Consider the following 12,295-nt stretch of genomic DNA (forward strand, 5'->3'; position numbering starts at 1 on the left):
ACTAAATTTGTCCCAGTTTTGCGATTTTCTTGACCAACGATGTTAGCCTTCCCAGTATTAGGGAACTGAGATTGGAATCAGCGAATTTTCTGGAAAATATTGCCGATAGCGTCCGTTTTCAGACAGTACAACCACCATTTTTAACGGGTAATCAGGCTGCACCTGCAAATCTGCCCAGGGCACACTAATCTCCAAACATTTGTCTAAGCCGACCTGAGCGCGAGTCTTGCGAGAATGCCACTTAAAATCGTCTCCCGCTTCCTGAAGCCGAACCGTCTGCGTCAACAAATTCACCCCCAAATGGTGGTGAAACTGATACGTCAACGGCGCTTCGTCCGGCAACTCTGTGAGCGGAATCGGGCTATTTCGCATGGGACGATCGGCATAGTACCACAGCAAATTCAACTCAGGCGGACAGTCAATACCGGGTTGAACGCCCGATCGAAAGTCTAACCGCACATAGAAATTCAGGTGATCCAGCCCATACCAAAGGCGTTGAATCTCACTGCTCTGGTGCATTGTCCCTCGTGCGCCACCGACTTCGATTCGACCCGCTTTATCCCAATCCTGCTCGTCTCCCCGCCCATCAACAACGGGATGAATAAAGCCCTGTGGCGCATGGTCGCCCTGTTTTGCATGAACTTCGACCGCCTGCCGCACATTGTCAGGAATCGGCTCCCCTAACGCCTGATACAGCGCTGCCAAATGTTCTCGAAACAACTGGTCAAACATGGCATCTTGATTCGACGAGTGCCCTTCGCCAAACCACCAAAACCAATCAGACCCTTCTGCTGCATACAGCGCTTCCCAGGCTTCAGGGTTCGTCTCCTCGGTCGCTTCGGGATGGGTAGACAACACCTGCCGAGCCGTCGTCAGCAAATCCCAGGCGCGATTTTTTGCCGGATCGCCAATCCAAGTTGTAAAACTCCCATCCACCCAGGAACCACTGTGAAGCTGATTAGTCGGAATCGTCTCCGTCGCAGGATGCTGGTCTAAAAATTCCGAAACCGTCACCAGCTTGATCCCCGTGTGGCTGTTCAGCGTTTGGTAGAGGCTTTCCAAAAAGGGCTTGCCGTCCTGCGGATAATATTCCCAGCAGTTTTCACCATCCAAGGCGATCGTCACCAGCCAGGGTTTGTCCAGGTTGCCGCCGTTTCGCTGTCTGAGCGATCGAGAAATTGCCTCCAAATGTCCTACCAGATCGGCTGCGGCCCGTTTTGGCTCCATCGATCCGTAAGTGAATCCAATCAGATCCGACAAACGGTGATCCCGAAAAACGATTGCCAAATCCCCTGCTGGAGTCTCCAACCGATAGGGACGATACAACATTTCGGGGTCATATACATTCCCCGTCTCATCCCGATTAAAGAAATGCTTGAGCGACCAGCCTAAGACCGCCTCATCCGAGCAGAGCCACTGAAAGCCCGACTTAGCCACATAAGGCAACATCGCAGGACTCACCGATTGCTCAGACGGCCACAAACCACGGGGCGATCGTCCAAACCGCTCCTCATACATCTGCCACGATTTCTGCAAGTGGCGCGTAATGTCGTCTGCAAACTGAAATCGCTGTTCGGGAAGCGTCATGTGAGGAACAGCAACTCGACCCGCATTCGTATCCGCCAACAACGGCAAAATGGGATGCGTGTAGGGAGTCGTCGTCACCTCAAGCTGCCCAGCATCCTGCATTTTGCGGTGTTGAGGAATGATCTGGCTGAGAATTTCTCGATGTTTAGCGATGATTAACTGACGATCGCTCAGACTAAATCCTTTCCCTTTCTCCAGCCAGCCTGCGATTAAGGGATCATCCCAAAACAAAGGATCAATCCACGCCAGGTTGTGCCACATCAGCAGATCGCCAAAATCCTCTAGCCCCCAGTGATTGACGCACCATTCATGCCCTTTATCCTGCCGTTGCCTATACAATTCCGCATAGCGAGGATGGGGGTCAACCAGCGTGTGGTGATTGCCGTCAAAGAAATGTTCAACAATAAATTCTTTTTGCTCCTGGACTAACTGTTCTACCGGAGTCAGCGTCAGGGCTAAATAGGGGTCGATCGCTGTCCCCGCTACATAATCCTCGATCTGAAGAATCAGCGAGGGCACCAAATTGACCGTCTGGTGCAGATTGGGATATTTCTCCAACAGCAACACCAGATCCAAATAGTCTTTCGTTCCATGCAGGCGCACCCAGGGCAGACGATATTGCCCTTCAGACCCGTGCGCTTCTGCACCTCCCCTACTTTTGTACAACGGCTGGTGCTGGTGCCAGATAAACGCGACGTACAGAGGATGAGACATAAAGTTTTGAGGTTTGAGTTTTAAGGTTCAAGAGTATCGACTCAAGAGTGAGTGCTGTGTTCTTAAGGTAATTCAAAACTCAGCACTCAAAACTCAACCTACTACATTACTTGCTCAACTTCTTCGATTTCGGGAATGAATTCGCGCAGACGGCGTTCGATCCCCATTTTGAGCGTCATAGCAGAACTGGGACAAGACCCGCAGGCCCCTTGAAGACGAAGCTTGACGATCGGCCCATCCAATTCAACTAGCTCGACGTTGCCGCCGTCTGACATCAGATAAGGACGCAGTTCATCCAATACGGTTTCCACATTTTCAGGAGTGAGTGCCAATGCTTGAGACATAGTTCACCTTTTTGGTTTCAATCAGTTTACGTTGATCCTAGCGCTATCTAAGGAGGGTTTTGAGCGGTTCAGTGATTCCCTCCACCTGAGTTGCCCTACACCAATGCAGGTTGTAAAAGCTTGACATTTGAGAAAGCAAACTCGCTGGTCGAGACCTTGCCAGCTTCTTCGGTGCGAATCACTCGCTGAGTCATCACGTAGTAATCGCCCACTTTCTCATAGGTGTCTTCAAAATCACTCTTGCCGCCCTTCGATTCGCCAGTCGCTGCATCGGTGTAAACCGAATCATAGCGGTGAGACAAATAGCCTTCGCCCGTTTCGTGACTGCTGTAGGTGTTGATGGTGACAACCACATCGCGAATGTGACGGTGAACCAGGGTGATTTCGTTATTTTTTACTTTGTAGCGATCGCCCATCGATTTGCCTTCAACAAACACCTCAACGGCTCCCGCTTCGTCGGTGTTGCCCAGTGTGAAAACATTCTTGCCGTGTGTGTCTTCAAAGGCTCTGCGGACTCGATGAATTGCAGTTTCCCACACCTGCCCCTGAATGGCTTTTTTGGCTTCTTCATCTTCAACGTCGGACACCTCAAAGGTGCAGTCCTGGTTGATGCGAATCTTGCCCGTGTATTGGCGATCGTCTAACCGATAAGTCACATCTGCTGTGTAGCCAGGAAAGTTGCTGTCCCAGGTGTAGCGATTTTCGTAAGCCGATCGAAATAGCTCACGAGCTTCCATTGGTTCTGTCATGAAACGCTCCTTAATCTCTTTCTTTAGTCTAGTTGGTCTGGGCAGGCGTTAGAGAGAAGGATCACCGCTCATTTCTCATCAATTTTATCCGGCGATCATCACAGGTTCCTGATAGAGCGGCACTGTAAACGTCACAGTAGATCCCAATCCCTCACCCATACTGTAGAAGTTGACCACGCCGCCCATCGCCTCCACCAGCTTTTGAGAAATCGCCAGCCCCAATCCGGTGCCTCCATATTGACGAGTCAGCGACCCATCGACCTGACTAAACGACTGAAAAAGTTTGTCTTGCTTATCTAACGAAACCCCAATTCCGGTATCGGCTACCCGCACCTTGACCACACCCGGAAGGTCATGATTTTGCACAACGATCCGCTTTTTGATGACCTCAGCGCTGATGGTCACGCCGCCTTCGTGGGTGAATTTAATTGCATTTCCCACCAGATTGAGCATGACTTGCAGCAGACGTTGATAGTTGCCAAACAGAATGATCTCATCGTGGGTCTGGGGCTTCTGAATCTCAAAGCTGAGGTTTTTTTGCTGAACCTGAGTTCGCGTAAAGTTCTCGACATCCGCCATCAACTCATCTAGTTTGACGGGGCTGAGATCGATCTGCATCTTGCCCGCTTCGATCTTGGCGATGTCTAACACATCGTTGATGATATTCAACAAATGCAGCGCCGATCGATACGCCTCTTCGATAAACTCTTTTTGCTCCTCCGGGTCTTCGGCCATCCCATCCAGGATTAGCTTCAAAAAACCGATCATCCCGTTTAGAGGGGTTCGCAATTCGTGAGACGTGTTTGCTAAAAATTCACTCTTGAGGCGAGAGGCTTCTTCGGCTTGTTCTCTGGCTTCCTCCAGCTCACGATGCTTTTGCATCATATTGCTGTTAACGCGCTGAAGCTCGGTGGCCAAGTCCTGACTTTCTGAGAACAGGGATGCATGAGCGATCGCCGTTCCCACTTGGTCTGCCAACTCGCGCATAAACTCAACTTCGGCTTGGCTCCAGACGCGCTGGCGATCGCACTGGTACAGCACAATCACCCCGTTTGGCTGCTCTTGATAGCAAGTTGCCACCATCAATCGGGTCAAAGGCTGCTCAGGATCATCAGACGGAACGCACACCACTGGCTCAAGTCCGGCAATCTGATGAGTCGTGGAACTGATCGGCTTCAAAGTCGCCAACGCTTCACACAAAACGGGATCGTCAGCCAGCACAATCTCCGCTCCCAAAAGAGACTGTTGAGAATCGTGACAATATTCTGCGACCACCTCAACTTTAGAGCTGAGCGGCGCAAAGGGGCAGAGAATACAGCGACTCACGCCCAAAGCGCGCCCCAACCCATCGACGGTCTGTTGCCAAATGGTGCTGAGATCAAGGGTTCGGCGGATATTCCAGGCAATCTGAGTTAAAAGCTTTTGGTAGCGATCGCTGTAGAGCGCCAACCCGCCCGCCGCCCGCGATTCTTCTAACAAATCGTCTGCGCGCATGGGTGGCAATCGTTTGCCTGTGACCACAACCGTCGAAGCCAGTCCATCCGGCAGCATGATCGGACTCATCACCAACTCAAACAGCAGCGTCTGTTCAGCACAGCGAAACAGTGCGCGAAACTTTTCGGGGGTTTGAGACGTAAGGACTCGCTTGATCCGTTGCAGGTAATGCGCGATCGCCACCGGATAAAAGCACTCTCCTAACGCATTCCCAGATAGCTCTGGTTGCAGCCCATACGTCTCCGACTCCTGCCAATAAAACGACAAAAAATGCCCGGCCGCATCCTGTGTCATCACCAAATCAGCAGCAGTCTCAGAAGCAGCATTCCCTACAGGATTCACAATATGAGTCTGAAACGAGTCAGGAGGTAAGCTTGAAAATTTCACAACAAGAGACCATTTGACTTAGGACTGGAAGCGATCGATTAAAAAGGAAATCAACACCGGAGCAAGGAGTTTTGGTACCAATTTTTGACTGAGACTCAATCATCCTTGTGCGATCTCCGCATTCTAATCACGACCCTACACAGATGCAACCAGTATCGGTTCTTCTAGCGCTAAGCGAGAATCCAACCGCTCAAGCCAGTGTTTTTCTAGCGTTAATCGTTCCACTCACCTCTAGGAGGCACCCTCGGATTGCGTTCTAATGGGCGCGAGGATTCGTCTTCACGGTACGTTTCGCTCCGTAACCATTGGCGAATGGCAACCTCGACCACTTTGCTAGGATCGTTGGTCAGATGCTTGATGCGCTCAAGCAATTCAGAATCAATGTGGATTGAGAGTTCCACCTTATCAACGTGCGGATGAGAATGAGTCACTGGATCAGTCATGGTGAATGCGGTTGAACGCCGACTTGTGTAGCCCAAACCTATGTGTTAGTTTAGCTGACGAATTGCCCTTCGGAAAATTCTGTAGCCGATTTCAGCTAAACGATGTATGTAAAGCGTACGTAAAGTGCGATGAAGGACGATCGCGCGGAGGTTGGTCAAATTAAGCGCCAGTTAAATTATGCTGGGCGATCGGCTGCCTGTTTTTCAAAAACCCCTTCTAGATAACACCTCATCATCAAGTGGGCTAGAAAGAAATGCCCGATGTGCTCCGTTAAAAACCCTATAGGAACCATAGAATCCAACTTCTCTTATCACCCTTCGTAAAGAGAATCCTGTACTAAGCTGAGAAAGCATTAAAATATTTTAAGTAATCGATGCACGCTTCCTTCTGTTGAGAAGACAGTCTTTGCTGCGCCCATTTTGCCCATTCAAGTGTCCATCTAAGTAAACTGTATGACTGACGTTCCCGTCACCCGTATTCGCAACTTTTCGATCATCGCTCACATCGATCACGGCAAATCCACGTTGGCAGACCGCCTCCTTCAAGAAACGGGCACGGTTAACTCGCGGGAAATGAAAGAACAGTTTCTCGACAACATGGATCTGGAGCGAGAACGCGGGATCACCATCAAGCTGCAAGCCGCCCGGATGAACTACACCGCCAAAGATGGGCAGCAGTATGTCTTAAATTTGATCGATACGCCAGGACACGTTGACTTTTCTTATGAAGTCTCGCGATCGCTGGCTGCCTGTGAAGGGGCGTTGCTCGTCGTTGATGCGTCTCAGGGCGTTGAAGCGCAAACATTGGCAAACGTCTACCTGGCTTTGGAGAATGATCTAGAAATTATTCCTGTTCTTAATAAAATCGATCTGCCGGGTGCAGAACCTGAGCGCGTTCGAGGAGAAATTGAGGAAGTCGTTGGGTTAGATTGCAGTGGTGCGATTCTAGCCTCCGCAAAAGAAGGGATCGGCGTGCCTGAGATTTTGGAGTCGATCGTTCAACTCGTCCCGCCACCCAAAGATACCGTTGATCAACCGCTACGTGCCCTGATTTTTGACAGCTACTACGACCCCTATCGCGGTGTGATTGTCTACTTCCGAGTGATGGATGGTCGGGTCAAAAAGGGCGACAAAATTCGCTTGATGGCATCTGGAAAGGAATATGAGATTGACGAATTGGGCGTTTTGTCTCCGACTCAAGTTCAGGTCAGCGATCTACATGCCGGAGAAGTGGGCTACATTGCCGCTTCCATCCGAGGGGTCGAAGATGCCCGCGTCGGAGACACCATCACACTATGCAGCAAGCCTGCTTCTGAAGCGCTACCGGGCTATGTCGAAGCAAAACCAATGGTCTTTTGCGGCATGTTTCCCACGGATGCTGACCAATTCCCCGATCTGCGCGAAGCCCTCGAAAAGCTTAAACTCAACGATGCCGCTTTAAACTACGAGCCAGAAACTTCTAGCGCGATGGGCTTTGGCTTCCGGTGTGGCTTCCTAGGTCTGCTGCACATGGAAATCGTTCAGGAGCGACTGGAGCGAGAATATAACCTCGATCTGATTATTACAGCCCCTTCGGTTGTCTACAAAGTGACCACCCTTAAGGGAGAAACCGTCTTTATCGACAATCCCAGTAAGCTGCCCGACCCTCAGCATCGCGAGAAAATTGAGGAACCCTACGTTCAGGTAGACATGATTACGCCCGAAGCCTACGTTGGGATGCTAATGGAGCTATCTCAGACTCGGCGAGGGGTCTTCAAAGATATGAAGTATTTGACTCCAGGACGCACGACGCTGATTTACGAGTTGCCCCTGGCGGAAGTGGTGACAGATTTCTTTGATCAAATGAAATCTCGATCGCGCGGTTATGCCAGCATGGAATATCAACTGATCGGCTACCGCGAAAATGCGCTGGTGAAGCTAGACATTATGATTAATGGCGACCCGGTTGATCCGTTGGCGACGATCGTTCACCGCGACAAAGCCTACGGAGTGGGGCGTGCACTGACCGAAAAGCTCAAGGAATTGATTCCACGGCACCAGTTCAAGATCCCAATTCAGGCTGCGATCGGCAGCAAAGTGATTGCCAGCGAACATATTCCTGCCATTCGTAAAGACGTGTTGGCAAAGTGTTACGGCGGCGACATTTCACGAAAGAAAAAGCTGTTGCAAAAACAGGCAAAAGGTAAAAAACGCATGAAGGCGATCGGAACGGTCGATGTACCCCAAGAGGCCTTTATGGCGGTGCTGAAGCTAACGCAGGACTAGACGTTTGCAGCGCTACACGCGGAGGAGCAGGCAAGCCATTGTTTCAACTGCTCCAGTGAGTTTCTTTAGAAATAGCACCCTCTAAACAGATTTACCCTCCCCTTTAAGATTTAATGAAGCTGCCCCTCCAAAACATCGTTTCTGGGGGGGGTTTGCTAAGGTTCTATTGAAATTTGCAATAAAATTTTACCGAGGGCAACCCACTTTGTCCGTAAGGTGCATTTCAGGACGTGGAGCTTGTCGTACCGAGTCCGAGTTCCGTGAGAACATTGTGGCTTCTGGGTACACTTTTGCCATGTCAAGAAACTAAACCCTATGGCACGGTTGGTTTCACCTTCTCTGTTTGCAACTCCCCTAGCCTATTTGATTGAACTTATGCGAATCCTTGTTACTGGTGGTGCTGGTTTTATTGGTTCTCACCTGATCGATCGCCTGATGACGCAAGGGCATGAAGTTGTCTGCTTGGATAACTTCTACACAGGACACAAACGAAACCTGCTCAACTGGCTTGATAGCCCCTACTTTGAGTTGATTCGTCACGACATTACAGAACCGATTCGGCTAGAAGTAGACCAGATCTATCACCTGGCTTGCCCCGCTTCCCCGATTCACTACCAATACAACCCTGTCAAAACCATCAAAACCAATGTGATGGGGACGATGAATATGCTGGGTCTAGCCAAGCGCGTCAAAGCCCGGTTTCTACTCGCCTCAACCTCAGAAGTGTACGGCGATCCTGAAGTGCATCCCCAGTCCGAAGAATATCGGGGCAGCGTCAATCCGATCGGCATTCGCAGTTGTTATGACGAAGGCAAACGAGTTGCTGAAACTCTGGCATTTGATTATCACCGCCAAAACGAAGTCGATATTCGCGTCGCTAGAATTTTTAACACCTACGGCCCACGCATGTTAGAAAACGACGGGCGTGTCGTCAGCAACTTTGTCGTGCAAGCCCTACGCAACAATCCCCTGACGGTCTATGGAGACGGTTCCCAAACGCGCAGTTTTTGCTATGTCTCTGACCTGGTAGAAGGGCTGATGCGGCTGATGAATGGTGACTTTATTGGGCCGGTGAATCTGGGGAATCCTGACGAATACACCATTTTAGAGCTTGCCCAAGCCGTCCAACAGATGGTCAACCCATCCGGCAACATCAAATTTGAACCCCTACCCCAGGATGATCCTCGTCGTCGCAAACCCGATATTACCCGCGCCAAAACGCACTTAAATTGGCAGCCGACGATCCCCCTGCAAGATGGACTCCAGCGGACGATCGCTGATTTTCGCGCTCGGATTGTTGCAGAAAGCATGGTCGAGCCAGAAACGATCGCGCTTCACTAAAATCCACGCTTTTCTCTCAGTCGCCCTTTTTGGCAACCAGGGAAATCTATTCACAACCTTGTAGTTAGTCTGACTGCTACGCTCACCCTTTCTTGAGGAGCTTCTATGCGTGTTTGTGTTATTGGTACGGGGTACGTTGGTTTAGTGACCGGGGCTTCGCTGGCTCATGTGGGTCATCATGTGATCTGTGTAGACAACAATGAAGCCAAAGTTCAGTTAATGAAATCTGGGCAATCTCCAATTTTTGAACCCGGACTCTCAGAAATTATGCAGTCTGCCCTTCAAAGCCAACGTCTGGAGTTTACAACCGACCTGGCAGCCGGAGTCGAACATGGACAGGTTCTCTTTATCGCCGTTGGCACCCCAGCACTGCCTACAGGTGAAAGTGATACCCGATATGTCGAAGCCGTTGCCCGTGGAATTGGCTCTCATCTCAACGGCGGCTATAAAGTCATTGTCAATAAGTCCACGGTGCCGATCGGTTCTGGTGACTGGGTGAGAATGCTCGTTTTGGATGGAGTTGCCGAGCGCAAAGGTCTCTCAGTAGAGCCTGTCTTAGCGGGAATAGGCAGCGAAGAACCCATGAAGGCCAGCGCTCTGACTGGCGATTATGATTTTGATGTCATCAGCAACCCTGAGTTTTTGCGAGAAGGCTCTGCTGTTTTCGACACCTTTAACCCCGATCGCATCGTCTTGGGTGGAAACAGCCCCCGTGCAACGGCCCTCATGCAAGAACTGTATGCCCCGATCGTGGATCGCCAGTTTGCCGCAGACAAGTCTCTGCCCCCGGTGCCTGTTGTCGTGACAGATTTAAGTTCGGCAGAAATGATCAAGTACGCTGCCAACGCCTTCTTGGCCACCAAGATCAGCTTTATCAACGAAGTGGCGAATATCTGCGATCGGGTCGGTGCAGATGTCACCCAAGTTGCCAAGGGCATTGGACTCGATTCGCGGATTGGCAGCAAATTTCTGCAAGCGGGACTCGGTTGGGGCGGCTCTTGTTTTCCTAAAGATGTCTCTGCGCTGATTCATACCGCCGATGACTATGGCTATGAGACTCAACTGCTCAAGGCTGCTGTCAGTGTCAACCAACGCCAAAAGCTGATTGTGGTTGAAAAGCTTCAGCAAGTGTTGAAAATTCTTAAGGGCAAAACAGTGGGACTGCTGGGTCTCACCTTTAAACCCGATACAGACGATCTGCGCGACGCTCCCGCTCTCAGTTTGATTGAAAACTTGACTCGGTTGGGTGCCAAGGTCAAAGCCTACGACCCGATTATTTCTCAAACGGGAATGCGTCATGGTCTCTCGGATGTGATTGTAGAAACCGATGCAGAACGTCTGGCTGATGGGTGCGATGCGCTAGTCTTGGTGACCGAGTGGCAGCAGTTTCTCAACCTCGAATACATCAAGATGTCGCAACTGATGCACACGCCAATTTTGATCGACGGTCGAAATTTCTTGAATCAAAGCGTTCTCGAAGAAGCTGGGTTCCGCTATGTTGGAATCGGACGCTAGACTCAAGATTATTTTCTACTGAATTTCTACTGAAGAAGATGGGGACGGGTTGATCACTCGTCTCTATTTTTTTAACGTGAGTTCGATGAGATTGTTCACTCCGCTTACAGACTTGAGTAGCCCCCTAGATCCCTACCAATCAGGGACTTTGAACTGGAATTCTTGTCTGAGAGTCCCGCAGATTTGGCAGGTTGGGGGGTAGAAGCGTTCAACACCAAAGCGAAAAACATTGTCGAACGGACGTTTTTCGACCTGAATTTGGGTTAACTAATGACGACCGCTGCGCTCGATCGTCGCCTTATCCAACGTTCGCAGCGCATTTTCCAGGTCGCTGGTCAGTTTTTTCGCACCTTGTTTGGGCGGTTGATCCGCATAATTGCTGACCTTGAGCGGCAGTCCAATCCGAATTTCTACGCTACACCTCCAGGGAACCAAGGGCTGACTGTAGCCAATATTGATGGGGACAATCTGAATCCCTAGGTCATCTTGACTAGCTTCTGCTTGTAGGGCGAGGCGAGCCAGCCCAGGTTTGAGCGGTCTACACTCCCGGAAAATATTGCCTTCAGGAAAAATCACGAGCACCTGTCCCTTCTTCAACAGTTCTACGCTGTGACGCAGGCTGGAGATAGCAGGATGTTTTGTATCAATCTCAAACCCACCCATTCGTCTGATAAACCAGCCTTGAATTCCTTTTACCTCGTCAGCGGACACCATAAACCGCAGTTCTCGCCCGGTGACATCTTGACCCGCGGCACAAGGCACCATAAAAGCATCCCAACGCGATCGATGAGTGGGAGCCAAAATTACAGGGCCAGTTTTAGGTAAATTCTCACGACCGATCACTTCAATGTGTCGAAAGTAAAATGGCAACAGCGCATAACGCCCCAACGGATAAGCCACCAAAGCCAGCCACGGTGAGAAACGAGAACCCACAAAATTTGCCCTGTCGATCGTTTGAGAATAGAGAGCCTTGTTAGCAGTATCCTCGGTTTTGCCATCCGTGAGGCTGCGTTTAGGAAATTGGTTAATCGCACCTGAATTTGTCACAGGAGTAGCCTGCTGGTTTAAGTTTGGCTCTTCCGAACCCTCTCGGATTAAGCGGCGGGTAGAAAACCCCGGTGAAAGTAAAGAGCGAATCGACAGCATGGGCGCAATAAGAAACGGCTGAAGGCTTCAAATGGCGGGTAGGTAACCCTTTTTTACCCTAGTCGGTTCCGATCTCCTTGGGTTTACCAAAAGGACACTTCTAAGGCTGGCTCTGTAAATCCGCCAATAATTTTTGAGAAATCTGTCACGATCTATTGACAGAGGTGGGTTTACCAGCTAAATTAGATAAAGTGTGAACTGCGCCCCCATCGTCTAGAGGCCTAGGACACCTCCCTTTCACGGAGGCGACGGGGATTCGAATTCCCCTGGGGGTATGCGAATCCAAGTCGAAGTAGTGATTTCAGAGTGA

At 50.3% G+C, this 12,295-nt stretch carries 9 protein-coding genes and 1 tRNA gene; 4 read left to right on the forward strand and 6 right to left on the reverse strand.

Going from position 1 to position 12,295, the window contains the following annotated elements:
• Nucleotides 1-57 precede the first annotated feature (57 nt).
• The 5 genes from ACKFKH_RS25595 to ACKFKH_RS25615 form a co-directional block, all read right to left on the reverse strand.
• Nucleotides 58-2,301, reverse strand: a complete 2,244-nt coding sequence (locus tag ACKFKH_RS25595; protein ID WP_446861171.1) for a glycoside hydrolase — start codon at nucleotides 2,299-2,301, stop codon at nucleotides 58-60.
• Between the two features lie 101 nt (nucleotides 2,302-2,402).
• Nucleotides 2,403-2,645: a NifU family protein gene (locus ACKFKH_RS25600; protein ID WP_446861172.1), complete on the reverse strand. Its 243-nt coding sequence runs from the start codon at nucleotides 2,643-2,645 to the stop codon at nucleotides 2,403-2,405.
• A 95-nt stretch (nucleotides 2,646-2,740) separates the two neighbouring features.
• The gene (locus ACKFKH_RS25605; RefSeq protein ID WP_446861173.1) at nucleotides 2,741-3,394 is read right to left on the reverse strand and encodes a DUF3386 domain-containing protein; all 654 of its coding nucleotides are present in this window, start codon (nucleotides 3,392-3,394) and stop codon (nucleotides 2,741-2,743) included.
• A gap of 84 nt (nucleotides 3,395-3,478) precedes the next feature.
• Entirely contained in the window at nucleotides 3,479-5,275 is a 1,797-nt protein-coding gene (locus tag ACKFKH_RS25610) for an ATP-binding protein (RefSeq protein ID WP_446861174.1), read from the reverse strand.
• Between the two features lie 212 nt (nucleotides 5,276-5,487).
• Nucleotides 5,488-5,718: a hypothetical protein gene (locus tag ACKFKH_RS25615; RefSeq protein WP_446861175.1), complete on the reverse strand. Its 231-nt coding sequence runs from the start codon at nucleotides 5,716-5,718 to the stop codon at nucleotides 5,488-5,490.
• Between the two features lie 453 nt (nucleotides 5,719-6,171).
• Here ACKFKH_RS25615 and lepA point away from each other — a divergent pair, with 453 nt between their 5' ends.
• The 3 genes from lepA (at nucleotide 6,172) to ACKFKH_RS25630 (ending at nucleotide 10,839) form a co-directional block, all read left to right on the forward strand.
• Nucleotides 6,172-7,983, forward strand: a complete 1,812-nt coding sequence (lepA, locus tag ACKFKH_RS25620) for a translation elongation factor 4 (protein WP_446861176.1) — start codon at nucleotides 6,172-6,174, stop codon at nucleotides 7,981-7,983.
• Between the two features lie 315 nt (nucleotides 7,984-8,298).
• Complete coding sequence (locus ACKFKH_RS25625; RefSeq protein WP_446861177.1) at nucleotides 8,299-9,324, forward strand: UDP-glucuronic acid decarboxylase family protein; 1,026 nt, start codon at nucleotides 8,299-8,301, stop codon at nucleotides 9,322-9,324.
• A 105-nt stretch (nucleotides 9,325-9,429) separates the two neighbouring features.
• Nucleotides 9,430-10,839 carry a UDP-glucose dehydrogenase family protein gene (locus ACKFKH_RS25630; RefSeq protein ID WP_446861178.1) on the forward strand — a complete coding sequence of 470 codons (1,410 nt, stop codon included), beginning with the start codon at nucleotides 9,430-9,432 and terminating at the stop codon, nucleotides 10,837-10,839.
• Nucleotides 10,840-11,106: 267 nt separating this feature from the next.
• Here ACKFKH_RS25630 and ACKFKH_RS25635 read toward each other — a convergent pair whose 3' ends face one another.
• A complete protein-coding gene (locus tag ACKFKH_RS25635) occupies nucleotides 11,107-11,985 on the reverse strand; it encodes a lysophospholipid acyltransferase family protein (RefSeq protein ID WP_446861179.1) in 879 nt (292 codons plus the stop codon).
• Nucleotides 11,986-12,187: 202 nt separating this feature from the next.
• On the opposite strand from ACKFKH_RS25635, the gene ACKFKH_RS25640 reads away from it, so the two are divergent.
• Nucleotides 12,188-12,260, forward strand: a tRNA-Glu gene (locus tag ACKFKH_RS25640).
• Nucleotides 12,261-12,295: the final 35 nt, after the last annotated feature.

The sequence above is a fragment of the Phormidesmis sp. 146-20 genome (assembly GCF_052939475.1).